The organism is Enterobacter sp. QK-SA4, from assembly GCF_056856775.1.
Window position 1 is genome coordinate 908,393 of sequence record NZ_JBXFXH010000007.1, and the last position, 16,336, is coordinate 924,728.

17 protein-coding genes are annotated in these 16,336 nt (G+C 55.5%); 10 read left to right on the forward strand and 7 right to left on the reverse strand.

Annotation, left to right across the window (positions count from 1 at the left end):
• Window positions 1-26: 26 nt before the first annotated feature.
• The 3 genes from AC1VYI_RS06015 to AC1VYI_RS06025 form a co-directional block, all read right to left on the reverse strand.
• Window positions 27-1,115, reverse strand: coding sequence for an ABC transporter substrate-binding protein (locus AC1VYI_RS06015; protein WP_047173547.1), 1,089 nt, complete (start codon window positions 1,113-1,115; stop codon window positions 27-29).
• A gap of 168 nt (window positions 1,116-1,283) precedes the next feature.
• Window positions 1,284-1,985: a response regulator gene (locus AC1VYI_RS06020; protein ID WP_134867182.1), complete on the reverse strand. Its 702-nt coding sequence runs from the start codon at window positions 1,983-1,985 to the stop codon at window positions 1,284-1,286.
• 3 nt (window positions 1,986-1,988) lie between these two features.
• Window positions 1,989-3,626 (reverse strand): ATP-binding protein, encoded by a 1,638-nt coding sequence (locus AC1VYI_RS06025; protein WP_134867183.1) that lies wholly within the window; start codon window positions 3,624-3,626, stop codon window positions 1,989-1,991.
• A gap of 176 nt (window positions 3,627-3,802) precedes the next feature.
• On the opposite strand from AC1VYI_RS06025, the gene yjdI reads away from it, so the two are divergent.
• On the forward strand, window positions 3,803-4,033 hold the full coding sequence (yjdI, locus tag AC1VYI_RS06030) for a 4Fe-4S mono-cluster protein YjdI (protein WP_008499689.1): 231 nt from the start codon (window positions 3,803-3,805) through the stop codon (window positions 4,031-4,033).
• A gap of 10 nt (window positions 4,034-4,043) precedes the next feature.
• Window positions 4,044-4,316 carry a GNAT family N-acetyltransferase gene (locus AC1VYI_RS06035; protein WP_008499687.1) on the forward strand — a complete coding sequence of 91 codons (273 nt, stop codon included), beginning with the start codon at window positions 4,044-4,046 and terminating at the stop codon, window positions 4,314-4,316.
• Window positions 4,317-4,343: 27 nt separating this feature from the next.
• Here AC1VYI_RS06035 and AC1VYI_RS06040 read toward each other — a convergent pair whose 3' ends face one another.
• On the reverse strand, window positions 4,344-4,955 hold the full coding sequence (locus AC1VYI_RS06040) for a LysE family translocator (protein WP_126796307.1): 612 nt from the start codon (window positions 4,953-4,955) through the stop codon (window positions 4,344-4,346).
• 115 nt (window positions 4,956-5,070) lie between these two features.
• Between AC1VYI_RS06040 and AC1VYI_RS06045 the strand changes: the two genes are divergently transcribed.
• On the forward strand, window positions 5,071-5,541 hold the full coding sequence (locus tag AC1VYI_RS06045; protein ID WP_047743852.1) for an Lrp/AsnC family transcriptional regulator: 471 nt from the start codon (window positions 5,071-5,073) through the stop codon (window positions 5,539-5,541).
• Window positions 5,542-5,578: 37 nt separating this feature from the next.
• On the opposite strand, the gene AC1VYI_RS06050 is transcribed toward AC1VYI_RS06045, so the two are convergent.
• Entirely contained in the window at window positions 5,579-6,808 is a 1,230-nt protein-coding gene (locus tag AC1VYI_RS06050) for an amino acid permease (RefSeq protein WP_134867184.1), read from the reverse strand.
• 119 nt (window positions 6,809-6,927) lie between these two features.
• The gene (locus tag AC1VYI_RS06055) at window positions 6,928-7,389 is read right to left on the reverse strand and encodes a multidrug/biocide efflux PACE transporter (protein ID WP_023309065.1); all 462 of its coding nucleotides are present in this window, start codon (window positions 7,387-7,389) and stop codon (window positions 6,928-6,930) included.
• Between the two features lie 105 nt (window positions 7,390-7,494).
• On the opposite strand from AC1VYI_RS06055, the gene AC1VYI_RS06060 reads away from it, so the two are divergent.
• From AC1VYI_RS06060 to AC1VYI_RS06090, 7 genes are all read left to right on the forward strand, one after another.
• Window positions 7,495-8,361 carry a LysR family transcriptional regulator gene (locus tag AC1VYI_RS06060; protein ID WP_045355596.1) on the forward strand — a complete coding sequence of 289 codons (867 nt, stop codon included), beginning with the start codon at window positions 7,495-7,497 and terminating at the stop codon, window positions 8,359-8,361.
• A 93-nt stretch (window positions 8,362-8,454) separates the two neighbouring features.
• Window positions 8,455-9,633 carry an acetyl-CoA C-acetyltransferase gene (locus AC1VYI_RS06065; RefSeq protein WP_023309063.1) on the forward strand — a complete coding sequence of 393 codons (1,179 nt, stop codon included), beginning with the start codon at window positions 8,455-8,457 and terminating at the stop codon, window positions 9,631-9,633.
• 235 nt (window positions 9,634-9,868) lie between these two features.
• A complete protein-coding gene (gene kduI / locus AC1VYI_RS06070) occupies window positions 9,869-10,705 on the forward strand; it encodes a 5-dehydro-4-deoxy-D-glucuronate isomerase (protein ID WP_134867185.1) in 837 nt (278 codons plus the stop codon).
• Window positions 10,706-10,768: 63 nt separating this feature from the next.
• Complete coding sequence (kduD, locus tag AC1VYI_RS06075; RefSeq protein WP_023309061.1) at window positions 10,769-11,530, forward strand: 2-dehydro-3-deoxy-D-gluconate 5-dehydrogenase KduD; 762 nt, start codon at window positions 10,769-10,771, stop codon at window positions 11,528-11,530.
• 312 nt (window positions 11,531-11,842) lie between these two features.
• The gene (gene araE / locus AC1VYI_RS06080) at window positions 11,843-13,264 is read left to right on the forward strand and encodes an arabinose-proton symporter AraE (RefSeq protein WP_023309060.1); all 1,422 of its coding nucleotides are present in this window, start codon (window positions 11,843-11,845) and stop codon (window positions 13,262-13,264) included.
• A gap of 191 nt (window positions 13,265-13,455) precedes the next feature.
• Entirely contained in the window at window positions 13,456-14,580 is a 1,125-nt protein-coding gene (gene wzz(fepE), locus AC1VYI_RS06085) for an LPS O-antigen length regulator Wzz(fepE) (protein ID WP_047743860.1), read from the forward strand.
• 90 nt (window positions 14,581-14,670) lie between these two features.
• Complete coding sequence (locus AC1VYI_RS06090; protein WP_134867428.1) at window positions 14,671-15,363, forward strand: aspartate/glutamate racemase; 693 nt, start codon at window positions 14,671-14,673, stop codon at window positions 15,361-15,363.
• Here the strand turns inward: AC1VYI_RS06090 and AC1VYI_RS06095 are convergent.
• Window positions 15,358-16,284 (reverse strand): LysR family transcriptional regulator, encoded by a 927-nt coding sequence (locus tag AC1VYI_RS06095; RefSeq protein ID WP_045355591.1) that lies wholly within the window; start codon window positions 16,282-16,284, stop codon window positions 15,358-15,360. The two genes, AC1VYI_RS06090 and AC1VYI_RS06095, sit on opposite strands and share 6 nt — an antisense overlap.
• Window positions 16,285-16,336: the final 52 nt, after the last annotated feature.

The following is a 16,336-nucleotide window of genomic DNA, read 5'->3' on the forward strand; positions in this document are numbered from 1 at the left end:
CGGCGGCCTGCGCCGCGCTCAGACGCTTATTTACCGGCGGCGGTACGCCACTCTTTGATGTACTCCAGGCGTTTTTTCGGCTGCAGATATTCCAGCAGCGTTTCATCAACCGGAATTGGCTTCAGCGCGTTGCCGAGGATTTTGGTCAGGCCGTCGATATCATTTTTCCCTTCGATATCGTTACGAATGGAGGGAATATCCGCCTGACTGGCCAGAATGTTTTGCCCTTGTTCAGACAGCACATAGTCCAGCCACAGTTTCGCGGCGTTGCTGTTTTGCGATTGCTGGCTGATGAACGACACGCGCGACAGCACCAGGGTGTAATCTTTTGGATAGGAAATGCCGAGCGACGGATCGTTCTTCGCGCGCGCTTCCGCGTAGGAACCGAGGATGTTGAAGCCGATCAGGTTTTCACCGGAGGAGACGCGCTCCATCATGGTGCCGGTAGACGACTGCACCGATAAACCACCTTTGGCGACGTCGGCCAGGGTTTTGAAGTAATTAGGATCGGCGTTGTGATCCTGAACTGAGAGCATAAAGCCCAGACCCGATTTTTCGATGTCGTAGGTGGTGACTTTGCCCTTGAATTTGTCCGTCTGGCTGGCAATCAGCTTCGCCAGCGCGGCGTGAGAATCCGGCACGTCGCCGGCCGGGATCAGGCGCTTGTTGTAGATAAAGACCACCGGCTCATAGGTGGTGCCGTATGCCTTATCTTTCCAGACCGCCCATTTCGGCAGCTGGCTTTGCTCCGGCGATTTATACTCCATGGCGTAGTCGGTGGCGAGCTTCAGGCCGGTGTCCATAGAGGAGCTCCAGACCACGTCGCCGCTCACGCCGCCGGAGGCCTGTTCGCTGATGAAACGGTTGTACAGCTCGGTGCTGTTCATGTCGTTGTATTCGACTTTAATGCCCGGGTAGGTTTTTTCGAAGCCCTGGATCAGCGGCCCGGCGGCCTTGATGTCGGTGGTGGAGTAAATAACAACTTTGCCCTCTTTCGTTGCGGCATCAACAACTTTTTGATACTCAGCAGGATAGCCCTGCGGCAGTGCAGACAGTGCAGAAGCAGAGAACAGTACAGTAGCGGTAAGCAGAGAAATTCGGAACGTGTTCGACATTATAGTTAACCTTTTAGTTACATTTGAGGAACTAATTGTCAACATAGCGTATCGGGCTCCACCCACAAGAGGGTGAAGCAAGCAATGATTCCGAAGTGTGATTGTCGCCGTCGTTTCAGCAATTAACACCATAAAATCCGCGAACGTTAGCCTGTGAACGGTTCTGGATTACGGTTTATCGGGCGCTTTGCGGTATAACCTTCGCGGATGACCAATATTGCCATACAGCATTTCGATGCTGATTAACCCGCTCTCCACGCAGTATTCAAGGTAGCGACGCCCCGTGGTTTTGCTGATCCCCACGTTTTCCACCACCTCTTCAACCGACATCGCATCGTCGGGATGCTCGGCGAACAGGCGTTTAATCCGTTCCAGCGTTTGGGGTTCAATGCCCTTCGTCGACGGCGTAATGGAGGCTTCCGAGGCGGGCAGATTAAACAGGCGATCCAGCGCATGCTGATCGACCACCTTCACCTGCTGCACGGTGTGGATAAAACGCATAAACCGCTCCAGCGAAGCGTGCAGGCGCTGGAAAAAGACGGGCTTAATCAGGTAGTCAAACGCGCCGCTGCGCATGGCGTGGCTGCAGGTCTGCATATCGCTGGCGGCGGTGATGAAGATCACCGAACACTCATAGCTTTTCAGCAGCGGGTTATCGATGAGCTCCACGCCTTTACCGTCCGGAAGATAGTTGTCCAGCAGGATAAGCCGCGGCTGATGCTGACGAATCAGGCTGCACGCCTGCTCAATCGACGCGGCGATACCCACCACGCGTAAATGAAAATTCTGCTCGATATACTCGCGATGCAGCTCCGCCAGGTGCGGCTCATCTTCAACTATCACAACGTCAAGTGGTCGGGTGGTGCTCATGCTTTAGCCCTGTTGATCGGGGAGTAGAATAGGTATAAACACAGAAAAAATAGTGCCCTGCGGCGTGTTGTCGGTAATCTCAATGCTGCCGCCGGCCTTGTCGATATATCCTGCCACCAGAAACAGACCAATACCGTGCTCGGTGCCCACAATGTCGTTTTCGCTGTCCGGCTTGCTGCTGAACCCCTGGCGGAAAATATGCGGCTTCATCGCATCGTCCACCCCGCAGCCCCGGTCGGCCACCTCGATCAGCAGCTCCTGGTTACGGTCAGAAATGTAGAGTTCTACCGGCGCGTGGACCGGGGCGTTGAGTGTCGCCTCCACGGCGTTATCCAGCAGGTTACCAATAATGGACATCAGCTCCGTTTCGTTGAGCGTGGCGGGCATTCGGGTGAGCTGGCAGGCGGGATCAAACAGCAATTCGATGCCTTTTTCGCGCGCGCTGACGTATTTTCCAAGCAGCAGACCACACAGCGCGGGAGAGGAAAAACGGGCGGAGACAAAGTCCAGCACCCGCTGCGCGCCTTCGGACTGCACCTGGATGTAACGAATCGCCTCGTCATAGTGTTTCATCTGCAGCAAGCCCACCAGCGTGGCGGTCCAGTTCAGCTGCTCGTGGCGCATAATGCGCAGGTTATCGGCATAGCGCTTGATCTGACTGAGCTGGCTGCTGAGGGTGTTGATGTCATTTTTGTCGCGAAAGCTGTAGACCCAGCCGCTTTCAACGCCGGGTTCGACCTCAATGGCTACCCGGTTGACGATCACCTCGCGCTGGTTCAGCACCGCAATCTGGTCGTGGCTCCCGCTGCTCACCGAGGCGTAGCGCTGGGATAAAAATCCCGGCGCCGTCTGCAGAATGTCCTCCAGCGGTTTACCGATAAGTTCTTTCTCATTTTGCCGAATATCCAGCATTTCGCGTGCCGCGCGGTTAATTAAAATCAGCTGCTTCTCGCTATTAACGGCAAATACGCCTTCGTACATGGCTTCTAATAGCGCGCGCTGCTGCAAAACCAGCTGAGCGATATCTTTCGGCTCCAGCCGGAACATCTGTTTTTTTAAATTGCGGGTAAACAGCCAGGAGAAAATAAACAGCAGCAGCAGAAGCGCAGCGCCGTATAGCCCGGACTGCCAGAGAATGCGGGCGTTAATATTGGCAATATACGACGTCAGATAGCCGACCGAGACAATACCAATCACCTGATGCTGCGCGTTGAAGATGGGCGCTTTACTGCGTAGCGACACGCCAATCCCGCCCTGACGCACGGAAATAATGGTTTTGCCCTTTAATACCTCCGCATTATCCCCGCCGATCATCGGTAAATTAATCCGCTCCGGGGATTCCGAATGATAGAGGTGCTGCTCCTCGGTATCGCCAATCACAATGTAGCTGGCATCGCTTTCGGCGCGCAGCGGCTGAATTAAGCGGGCTATTCCCGGAATATCCCTGGCCGCTACCATTGCCGCCAGACCCGGCATCAGCGCGATCTGGCTGGCCTGAACCCGGGCGCGCTGGCCGAGATCGTGGTGGAGCTGACGGTCAATAAAATGAAACAGGATTGTTCCCAGCAGAACTAACAGCAGGCAGGAGAAGCACACCAGCGCTAAAAACAGCTTTACCTGAAAAGAGAGTCTGCGTTTCATTCAACCTGCGGAAGTTATGTAAAAGTGACATTTGCCGAGCCTGACATGGGCCAATAGCGGACGCAATCTGGCGAGAAAAGAGTTGTGACCTGGCTTTTCGTTTTCGGCGTTATAGCCATCAGGATCCCGTAAGGCTATGCTTCATTCAGCACGATAATAATTACAGAGGCAATGTCATGGATAAAGAACTACTGGATGCAGGTTACCGGGCCTATACCGGCGAGAAAATTGACGTTTACTTCAATACCGGGATCTGCAAACACTCAGGTAACTGCGTGCGTGGGAGCGCAAAGCTGTTTAATCTGAAACGTAAGCCGTGGATCATTCCCGATGAAGTGGACGTTGAAACGGTTGTACGCGTGATTGATACCTGCCCGAGCGGTGCGCTGAAGTATCGCCAAAAATAAGCGAGGAACCATGGATATTCTGGAAGGCCATAACAAGTTTTACGTGAATGATGCGAACGGCAATCAGGTCGCGGAGATTGTCTTCGTACCGACCGGCGAGCACCTGAGCATTATCGAGCACACCGATGTGGATGAGAGCCTGAAAGGGCAGGGCGTCGGTAAACAGCTGGTGGCGAAAGTGGTGGAGAAGATGCGCGGTGAGAATCGCAAAATTATTCCGCTGTGCCCGTTCGCGAAGCATGAGTTTGATAAAACGCGGGAATATGACGATATTCGGGCGTAAATAACACCGGCGATGGCCGGTGTTTTTTTATCTTACCTGCTCAAACAGCAATACCATCGCGATCAGCACCATTATCCCTCCTGACGCCATGCTTACCAGACGCGCCGCCTGTGGCCGGGTCGCCAGTACCGCTTTCGAACCATACCCCACCAGCAGATAGACCAGCGTACAGGTGATAAGGTGCATCACGCCGAGCGCGGACATCTGCATCGCTATCGACCAGCTTCCGGTCGGGTCGGTGAACTGCGGAAGCAGCGCCAGGAAAAGTAAAAAAACTTTCGGGTTAAGACCGCTAATGCAGAGCCCTTTCACTGCCCACTGCCTCCAGTTTCCCGCATGATGGGTGGCCTTTTCCGGTGCGGCAGGGTGACGCAACAGTCCGATGCCAAGCCACAGGAGATACGCGGCCCCCGCGACGGTCAGCCCGGTTAACGCCATCGGGTGTTGAGCAATCACTACGCCCACGCCAGCCACCACAATCAGCGTGGCTAACAGATGCCCGGACATTAACCCCATCACCGCCGGTACCACGCGTCGCCCGTTAATCCCGGCGCTAATGGCGTAGGCCCAGTCGGCGCCTGGCGTCATGATAAGCAGAAAAGAAACCACCCAAAAGCCGGCCACAATACTCATTTCCATCGTCCTGAAGACTCCCGCAGTGCGTCAAAGGTTGAGAAAAAGAATATCGCTAACCCTGCGAAATAGGCTTTCAATGTTATGCTCATAACACCGTGAAATTGAGAAAATCTTCCACATGGATAGCATCGATCGAAAAATTCTTGCTGAGCTACAGTCTGATGGCCGCTTATCCCTTACCGAGCTGGCGGAAAGAGTGAATCTGAGCCTCTCGCCGTGCCATCGTCGCGTGCGGGCGCTGGAGCAGAGCGGGGCGATAACGGGATACCGTGCCAGCCTCGACCCCGCCAAAATGGGATTCAACTTCCTGGCGATAGTGTTCGCGACGCTGAAGGAGGGTGACCGTAAGGCGGTTAGCGCGTTTGAAGAAGCGGTGGAAGAGATCCCGCAGATCGTGCTGGCACAGCGCCTGTTTGGCGATCCAGATTATCTGATGCACGTCGTGACCCGCGACCTGCCCGCTTTCCAGAAGCTCTACGACGAGAAGCTCTCCGCCATGCCCGGCGTGCAGCATCTTCGCTCTACGCTTGTCATGAAAACGGTGGTGCAGGACAGGCCTTTTCCGCTGGAATCAGCTGGGCGAGACTGAGAGGCATGCCCGGCAGAACGCCGGGCATGCAGGGCGTTTAGCCGACAAACATCACCGATACGCACAGCACGCCGACGATCAGCGTCAGCAGGTTGCCAATGGAGCGGTACTGTTTCAGGGAGGGGATCAGATACGTCGACAGCGTCGGCATGATAAACAGGATCATGGCGATAAGCGGGCCGCTGATGGCGTAAATCATCGAAATGGCGTTCGGGTTAACGCAGCAGACGGCAAAGGTGATTAACGACACCCCCATAATGGAAATCGCGCGGTTGAAGGCGCGGCTCTTTTTCACGCCTACCTGGTTCAGCGACGACTTCACGATCTCCGTCGCCCCTTCAATCACCCCAAAATAGGTGCCGAGAAACGATTTCGACATCGCAATAATCGCCACGATAATCCCGGAAATGCCCAGCCACGCCGGAGAAGAAGGCATCATCGACAGCGCGGACAGGATCGTTACCCCTTGCTCTTTGGCGGCCACAATGTACGACGGCGGAATTGAGAGCAGGCAGCTGAAGACAAAAAACAGCACGCTCAGGCAGATGATCAGGTAAGCCACCTTCATGATTTTCTTGCATTTATCCATGGCACCGTCGGCAAACTTCTCGCGGCGATCAACGGCAAACGTTGAGATAATCGGGGTATGGCTGAAAGCAAATACCATCACCGGAATCGAAATCCACACCTGGTGCAGCGTATGGCGATCGACGGCCATCTGGCTGGTCAGCAGCGAGGGTTGCCAGCTGCCGATCAGGTAGAGCGAGACAAACAGGAAATAGGCAATCAGCGGAAACACCAGGAAGCCCATCACTTTTATCGTGATATGGCGACCCATCAGGAAGATCAGATTCAGGACCAGCACCACGCCCAGGCTGACCAGCACGCGAACGGCGGTATCCACCGTCAGGTGTTTCGCCAGCTGCTCCGTGAGCGAGTTGGTGATGGCCACCGCATAAATCTGCACCACCACAAAGAAGGCGATGAAATAGAGCGTGGTGATCAGGTTGCCGATCTTCCGGCCGTAATAGTGCGAAACGGCGCCGGTGATCCCTTCGTTGCCTTTCGTTTTCGACGAGAGGATAAATTGCGCCAGCGCTCTGTGCGGCCAGTAGGTTAAGGGATAGGCCACGAGGGCGGTAATAAACAGGACGATTGCGCCTGCGGAGCCCAGCTGAATGGGCAAGAACAGCGTTCCTGCGCCCACGGCCGTGCCATAGAGAGCGAAACTCCAGAGAGTCTCATCTTTTGACCAAATTTTCGACATTAGAGCAACGTATCAACTATCAAACCATCGGAATGGCGTGCAATTTACCATAGTTATGCCTGAAGAGCGCAGTTGCTTCGACGGAGTTTGGCCGGAACGGGCGTCCGGCCAGAGGCGGTTTAGCCTGCCAGGGCGCGCCGTTGCTGGCGACGCTTAAGAAATTTCTCGCGCAGGCTATCGTACGCCCAGTTATAGAACATGGTGTACGGCAGGAAGAACAGGAAGAAACCTATTTCCAGCGTGAATGCCTGAAGCAGGGTAACGCCCAGCACGGCGGCGACAATCGACACGCCAATCACAATAAACCCGCATTCGAACCCCAGCGCATGCAGCGCACGGACTTTTGCGGTACGTTTGACGCGCTGAACGGGCCAGAAACGGTCGAAGCCAAAGTTATAAATAATGTTCCACAGCATGGCGGTGGTGGCCAGAATAATGGTCAATCCCCCCATCTCCACCACGGAACGCTGCATTAGCCACGCCGCCGTAGGGGCGAGGATCGCCGTAGCAATCCCTTCGAAACAGACAGCATGAAAGATCCGCTCCGGCAGCTTACGTTGGAGTGCATCCTGATGTTGCATAGTCATAGACCTCATTAATACGCCGGTATGGGCGTTGATGCAGCCTATTTTTATCGTTAAAGCTGATATATTAAAGATAGTATCCATCGCTAAAGTAGATAGGTTATGCGCTATTCACCCGAAGCCCTTACCGCGTTTGTCGAGACCGTTGCGGCGGGCTCTTTTTCTGCTGCCGCACGCCGGCTGCGTAAAAGCCAGTCGACGATCAGCACGTCGATTGCCAATCTTGAAGCCGATCTCGGTTTCGAGCTGTTTGACCGCTCGGCGCGTCAGCCGGTGTTAACGGTCCAGGGAGAACAGGTGCTGGGCTACGTGCAGGCTATCCTGGCCGCCAGCACGCGGCTGGACGAGCTGGCGGTGTCGCTAACGGCGAAAACGGAAGCGCGTCTGACGTTTGTTCTTTCCGATACCCTTAACCCGGACGTGCTGGAAGAGATGATGAAACAGTTTGACGCGCGTTTTCCCCATACGGAATTCGAATGTCTGATTGGCGAGGAAGAGGACGTGATCGATCTGCTGCAAAAGGAGCGCGCGCAGGTTGGCCTGACGGAAGCGCGCGACGGTTACCCTACGGATATTGGCGTCACCCGGTTGCCGATGCAGACCCGCATGGCGATCTACGTCGCGACCACGCATCCGCTGGCCGGACAACATGACGTTCAGCATGACGAGCTGCACGGCTGGCGGGAGCTGCGGCTCAGCACCTATCTTGAGCGCGAGGCTGAGATCGCGCGCGGGCCCGTCTGGTCAGCGCCGAATTACCTGTTACTCTTGAGTATGGCGGTACAGGGATTTGGCTGGTGCGTGCTGCCGTGTGCGCTGGTGGATGAATTTGCCGCCGCGAAATCCCTGGTACAGCTCAATGTTCCCGGCTGGCCGCGGGCGATCGGCATCGATCTGCTGTGGAATAAACGATCCCCTCCCGGCGTTGCCGGAAGCTGGCTGCGGCAGTATCTGCAGGATGCGCGCTGATCCTTGTGATTAAACTCACTATTTTTAAACAATTAAGATAATTGCCAGTAACAATCCTCTACTATCGTCATGTCATTTAACACAGAGGTCGTGATGAAAGATGTCGTTATAGTGGGTGCGTTGCGTACAGCTATCGGCTGTTTTCAGGGATCGCTCGCGCGTCACTCGGCGGTTGAGCTGGGTAGCGTGGTGGTAAAAGCGCTGGTGGAACGTAGCGGGATCGCAGCACATGAAGTTGATGAGGTGATTTTGGGCCAGGTCCTCACGGCCGGTGCCGGGCAAAACCCTGCGCGTCAGGCGGCGCTGAAGGGCGGGCTGCCCAATACCGTCTCCGCTATCACCATCAACGACGTCTGTGGTTCAGGATTAAAAGCGCTGCATCTCGCGACGCAGGCCATTCAGTGTGGTGAGGCGGACGTGATCATCGCGGGCGGGCAGGAGAACATGAGCCGCGCGCCGCACGTGTTGACCGACAGCCGTACCGGCGCACAGCTGGGCAACAGCCAGCTGCTCGACAGCCTGGTGCATGACGGGCTGTGGGATGCGTTCAATGACTATCATATGGGCGTGACGGCGGAAAACCTGGCGCGCGAGTATGGCATCAGCCGTGAGGTGCAGGATGCCTATGCGCTAAGCTCGCAGCAAAAAGCGCGTGCGGCGATTGATTCCGGTCGCTTTCGCGACGAAATTGTCCCGGTCAGCACGCAGCGTCAGAGCGGCGAGCGTATCCTCGTGGATACCGATGAACAGCCGCGCACCGACGCCAGCGCAGAAGGCCTGGCGAGGCTGAACCCCGCGTTTGAAATGCAGGGCTCGGTGACGGCGGGAAATGCCTCTTCCATTAACGACGGCGCAGCCGCCGTGATGATGATGAGCGAAAGTAAAGCCCTTGAACTCGATCTTCCCGTCCTGGCCCGCATTAAAGCATTCGCCAGCGTGGGGGTTGATCCTGCGCTAATGGGGATCGCACCGGTCTACGCTACCCGCCGCTGCCTGGAGCGCGCGGGCTGGCAGCTTTCGGATGTGGATCTGATCGAAGTGAACGAAGCCTATGCCGCGCAGGCGATCTCCGTCGGAAAAATGCTGGAGTGGGATCCTCTGCGGGTCAACGTTAACGGCGGCGCGATCGCGCTGGGGCATCCTATCGGTGCGTCCGGCTGCCGGATCCTGGTTTCGCTGGTCCACGAAATGAAAAAACGTAATGCCCGCAAAGGGATTGCCACACTCTGTATAGGCGGTGGGCAAGGGGTGGCGCTGGCCATCGAACGCTAACCTCTTCTCGAACAACATGACCTCCTCCGGGAGGTTTTTTTTCGCGTCTTTTTCTCCCGGCGGTTGAATTGTGATCCGAACATCATTTCCGCTATAAACAAAAAATAAAAATGAAACGTTGTTTTAAATATAATTGAAAAGCCCACTTTATGCCGATAGTATGTGCTCATTATGAAAAACGGAACGCTGTTTCGTTTATTTCCGCCTTCGGGCATGACCACATCTGGAGGTTACCGTGGACGTCAGAGAAAGCATCCACAGTGCGCACGCCAAAACGCTCGATACTCAGGGGCTGCGCAATGCATTTTTAGTCGAGCAGGTATTCGAGGCCGACAGGTACACCATGGTTTACAGCCATATCGACCGCATTATTGTGGGCGGGATTATGCCCGTCACGAAAAGCGTCTCCGTGGGCGGTGAAGTCGGTAAACAGCTGGGCGTGAGCTACTTCCTTGAGCGTCGCGAACTCGGCGTGATTAACATCGGCGGGCCGGGCACCATCATCGTAGACGGACACTGCTATGAGATTGGCCATCGCGAGGCGCTGTACGTGGGTAAAGGGGCGAAAGACGTGGTCTTTGCCAGCATCGACGGCAGCAGGCCAGCGAAGTTTTACTACAACTGCGCGCCGGCTCACGCCACCTGCCCAACCAGAAAAGTGACCCCGGCAGACGTCGCGCCTGTGACGCTGGGCGACAACCTCACCAGCAACCGCCGCACCATCAATAAATACTTCGTGCCGGACGTGCTGGAGACCTGCCAGCTCAGCATGGGGTTGACCGAGCTTGCGCCGGGCAACCTGTGGAACACCATGCCGTGCCATACCCACGAGCGCCGCATGGAAGTCTACTTCTACTTCAATATGGATGAGGACGCCTGCGTGTTCCACATGATGGGACAGCCGCAGGAAACGCGCCATATCGTGATGCACAACGAGCAGGCGGTGATTTCACCGAGCTGGTCCATCCACTCCGGCGTAGGGACGAAAGCCTACACCTTTATCTGGGGAATGGTGGGTGAAAACCAGGTCTTTGATGATATGGACCACGTTGCGGTCGGCGATCTGCGCTAGTCGCGGGCGGTGAAGCATAAACCTGCCTGTGAGTGACAGGCTCTGAAAGAGTAAGGAATAAACATGATTCTGGATGCATTCTCTCTGCAGGGGAAAGTGGCGGTGGTTTCCGGGTGTGACACCGGGCTGGGTCAGGGCATGGCGTTAGGCCTGGCGGAAGCGGGCTGCGATATCGTCGGGATTAATATCGTTGAGCCTACGGAAACCATCGAGCGCGTGACGGCTCTTGGGCGCCGTTTCCTGAGCCTGACCGCCGACCTGCGTAAAATCGATACCATTCCTGAACTGCTGGACCGCGCGGTGGCTGAATTCGGTCATATCGACATTCTGGTGAACAACGCCGGGCTGATCCGCCGTGAAGATGCGATCAACTTCAGCGAACGCGACTGGGACGACGTGATGGATTTGAACATCAAGAGCGTATTTTTCATGTCCCAGGCGGCGGCGAAGCACTTTATCGCGCAGGGAAAAGGCGGCAAAATCATCAATATTGCCTCTATGCTCTCGTTCCAGGGCGGCATCCGCGTGCCGTCGTACACCGCGTCCAAAAGCGCCGTAATGGGCGTGACCCGCCTGCTGGCAAACGAATGGGCGAAACATAACATCAACGTGAATGCGATTGCGCCGGGCTACATGGCGACGAACAACACGCAGCAGCTGCGTGCGGACGAGCAGCGTAGCGCGGAAATCCTCGACCGCATTCCGGCAGGACGCTGGGGTCTGCCGAGCGATCTGATGGGGCCGATTGTCTTCCTGGCCTCCTCCGCATCGGATTACATCAACGGCTACACCGTGGCTGTAGACGGTGGCTGGCTGGCGCGTTAATTCCACCCGTATTAAGAACCTCTGCCCGTGGGCGGAGGTTTTTTTGCGCAATAATTGGCTTAGTCCATATCGATAAAGATGAAAAATCCATACTAAAAAATCACTAATGACGGCAATCACACTTTTATTGCTTAAATATTAACTGATTAGTAAAAATACGTGATTATTCGCCACGAGTTGAAATTGTAATATCCATCACAGAACCGTATGCCGTAGCGGAATAATCCATAACTTCGCGATTTCCGGCCTGACACTTTTCCTCGCTTTCTCGTAATTTCAGTTAACGAATTTTGCTGTTGAGGCAGGAAAAATATGACATCGATAAATGACTCTACCCTAATGCCCGCTGCGCTGCGCGATACTCGCCGCATGAACCAGTTTGTCTCCATTGCCGCCGCCGTGGCGGGCCTGTTATTTGGACTGGATATCGGCGTCATTGCCGGCGCATTACCGTTTATTACCGATCACTTTACCCTCAGCAGTCGCCTGCAGGAGTGGGTGGTGAGCAGCATGATGCTCGGCGCGGCCATCGGTGCGCTGTTCAACGGCTGGCTGTCGTTCCGTCTGGGGCGCAAATATAGCCTGATGGTCGGGGCAATTCTGTTCGTTGCCGGCTCCATTGGCTCGGCGTTTGCCGCTAACGTTGAAATCCTCCTGCTCTCCCGCGTGCTGCTGGGCGTCGCTGTGGGGATTGCGTCCTACACGGCGCCGCTTTATCTCTCCGAAATGGCGAGTGAAAACGTGCGCGGCAAGATGATCAGCATGTATCAGCTGATGGTCACGCTGGGTATTGTGCTGGCGTTCCTGTCTGATACCTACTTCAGCTACAGCGGCAACTGGCGCGCGATGCTGGGCGTGCTGGCCTTACCGGCACTGGTGCTGATCGTCCTGGTGATTTTCCTGCCAAACAGTCCGCGCTGGCTGGCGCAAAAAGGGCGTCACGTGGAGGCGGAAGAGGTCCTGCGCATGCTGCGCGATACCTCGGAAAAAGCGCGCGAAGAGCTGAACGACATCCGCGAAAGCCTGAAGTTAAAGCAGGGCGGCTGGGCGCTATTTAAGATCAACCGCAACGTGCGCCGCGCGGTCTTCCTCGGCATGTTGCTGCAGGCGATGCAGCAGTTCACCGGGATGAACATCATCATGTACTACGCGCCGCGCATTTTCAAAATGGCCGGGTTTACCACTACGGAACAGCAGATGATCGCGACCCTGGTGGTCGGGCTGACCTTCATGTTCGCCACCTTTATTGCCGTGTTCACCGTGGACAAGGCGGGCCGCAAACCGGCGCTGAAGATTGGCTTCAGCGTGATGGCGCTCGGCACGCTGATCCTCGGCTACTGCCTGATGCAGTTTGATAACGGCACGGCCTCAAGCGGGCTTTCCTGGCTTTCTGTCGGTATGACCATGATGTGTATCGCAGGTTACGCGATGAGCGCCGCGCCCGTGGTGTGGATCCTGTGCTCCGAAATTCAGCCGCTCAAATGCCGTGATTTTGGCATCACCTGCTCCACGACCACCAACTGGGTATCGAACATGATCATCGGCGCGACCTTCCTGACGCTGCTGGACGCGATTGGCGCAGCGGGAACGTTCTGGCTCTATACGGTGCTGAACGTGGCGTTTATTGGCGTCACGTTCTGGCTGATCCCGGAAACCAAAGGCGTGACGCTGGAACATATCGAGCGCAAGCTGATGGCAGGGGAGAAACTGCGGAATATCGGCGTGCGATCGTAATGCCTGTTTAAGCGTTCAACACAAGTCAGAGTTGGTAAAATGGTTAGTCATTACAATAATAACGTAATGAAATTCACTACCAACTCTGGCAGGGAAGGATGAATAGAGGGATTTGAACTTAGGATAATGTATCATCGGAACACCGCTGTTATTTGCGCAACATGAAACGCATCCTAAAAAGAAGAATGTCTATGTCTGAGATGGATATCAAAAAAAGCACCGATCTTGATTTTCCCCGTTATACCTCCCCGGCAATACACGCTAAAGAAATTGATCTTTTCGGTTTATTAGCGGTCCTTTTGGCGGCCAAAAAACGCATTGTCACCATTACCCTTGCTTTTGCACTGGCGGGGCTGGCCATTTCATTTTTACTGCCGCAGAAGTGGACCAGCAAAGCGGTGATCACTCCGGCAGAACAGTCGCAGTGGAACCCGCTGCGCCAGATGATGGTGGCGTTACAGGTGCTTGATGTGGACGTGAAGATTACCCGTCCGGAAGTCTTTGACCTGTTCATTAAAAAGTTTCAGTCGCAGTCATTGCTTGAAGAGTATCTGAAATCCTCTTCTTACGTGATGTCGCAGCTTAAAGACACGGAGGTGGATCCGCTTGAGCTGCATCGGGCGATAGTCAACATCTCAGACAGAATGGTAGCGGTGAATAACGCTCAGGGAAAAGACGCGGATAAAATCCCCTATGTCTCCTGGACATTAAGCTTCACTGCGCCGACGGCAGGCGATGCGCAAAACGTTCTGGAGGGATATATCGATTATATCGCGGCTATCGTCGAAAAAGAGACGGTACAGAATATCCGCAACCAGATCGCCCTGAAAACGAACGTGGTTGCGCAGCAGCTGGAACTGGATCGCGTCCGTCTGACCAATGTTCATAATACCAACCTGCAGCGGCTGAATTATTCCCTGGAAGTCGCGAATGCCGCCGGCATCAAGAAGCCGGTTTACAGCAACGGGCAGGCGGTAAAAGACGATCCGGATTACTCCGTTGCGCTCGGCGCTGACGGTATCGCGCAAAAGCTGCAGATCGAAAAAAATCTGAAGGACGTGACCGAGCTGAATGCGGATTTCCAGAACCGGGAATACCACCTCGCACAGCTGAAAAAGCTCTCCTTTGCCGATGTTAAACTTGAGCCATTCCGGTACCAGCTCTCTCCTTCCATGCCGGTGAAAAAGGATGGTCCGGGCAAGGCCCTGATTGTCGTTCTGGCGGCGCTCCTGGGCGGCCTGTTTGCCTGCGGTAGCGTTTTACTGCGCGAGGCGATGCTCACCCGTAATCCACTCCCCGAGCCGGTGACGGAATAAACGCTGCAGTTTAAGAAGGTGCTGAACAGAGCGCCTTTTTTTATTGGCATCGGTTGTGTTAAAAGAAGAAACCAACGAAAAGGAGGGATGATGAAAACGATCGGCCTGTTAGGCGGAATGAGCTGGGAATCGACAATCCCTTATTACCGCCTGATTAATGAAGGGGTAAAGCAGCGTCTGGGTGGTCTGCACTCCGCAAGCCTGCTGCTGCACAGCGTTGATTTCCATGAAATTGAAGCCTGTCAGTCGAGCGGTGAGTGGGATAAAGCCGGCGAGATTCTGGCTCAGGCGGCGCTGGGGCTGGAGCGCGCCGGCGCCGACGGTATTGTGCTTTGTACCAATACCATGCACAAAGTGGCGTCGCATATTGAGGAGCGCTGTTCGCTGCCGTTTCTGCATATCGCGGACGCAACCGGGCGTACGATTGCAGCATCCGGGATGCGCCGCGTAGCGCTTTTGGGGACACGCTACACCATGGAACAGGATTTTTATCGTGGACGTTTGCACAGCGAATTTGGGATCGAGAGCCTGATCCCGAATGAAGAAGATCGGGCGCGCATCAATAAGATTATCTTTGACGAGCTCTGCCTCGGTACCTTCACCGAATCTTCCCGCGCGTATTACGTCAGCGTCATCGATAAACTCGCGCAGCAGGGGGCTGAAGGCGCAATCTTCGGCTGCACCGAGATTGGCCTGCTGGTGCCAGCCGAGCGAAGCCCCGTCCCGGTATTCGATACCACCGCCATCCATGCCGCGGATGCCGTGGCGTTTATGCTGTCATAACGGGTTTTGCAGGTCAGGTAATCGAAGCGCCACCTGGCGCGCGTGCTCCGTTAAGTGTTCGGTGAACGCGTCCACCAGCGCGGAAGCCGGACGGTGCAGCGGGCGGATCAGGCTCACGGTGAACGGGACGGAGACGCTAAAGCGGCGGATGACAATCCCGCTTCCGGCATAGTCCAGCGCCGTGAGCGGATTCACCACCGCGACGCCGACCCCTGCACGCACCATCGCGCAAATCGAAGCCGCGCTGTGCGTTTCCACCACCATTCGCCGTTTGACCTGATGCTCGGCAAACAGCGTATCCAGCAGCTGTCTGTAGCTGTCGGTCTGCGAAAGGCTAATGTAGTTTTCCCCGTGGAAATCCTCCGGTGTGAGCACCGCCTTACCGGCAAGCCGATGCCCTGCGGGCAGAACGCACACTTCATCTAACGAGATCAGCTCCGTGCGCGCCGTTCCCGCCGGCGTGGAGAGGGTTTCGGTTAAGCCTAAATCATGACGCTGGGCAGAAAGCCACTCTTCAAGCAGGGGGGATTCCTGAGGCACGATGGTGAGGCTGACCTCCGGGTATCGGGCCAGAAAGGGCTGCAGCAGCATCGGCAAAAAGGATTGCGAAAAGACGGGCAGGCAGACGATCGACAGCTCGCCCTGGCGAAACTCGCGCAGGCTTTCCGCAGCACTCACTATTCTGTCCAGTCCGTACCAGGAGCGCTGGACTTCCTCGAACAGGCGCAACCCCTGCACCGTAGGGTGAAGCCTGCCCCGGGTGCGCTCGAACAGCTTCAGCCCTAGCACTTTCTCGAAGCGGGCCAGCTCGCGGCTCACCGTCGGCTGCGAGGTATGCAGCATCTGTGCGGCTTCGGTGAGATTGCCGGTAGTCATCACGGCGTGAAAAATCTCGATGTGGCGTAAATTGACGGCGGGCATAGGGCACCTGAAAGCAGATTACTGTCCATATCATTTTTGCATAGACTCGCGA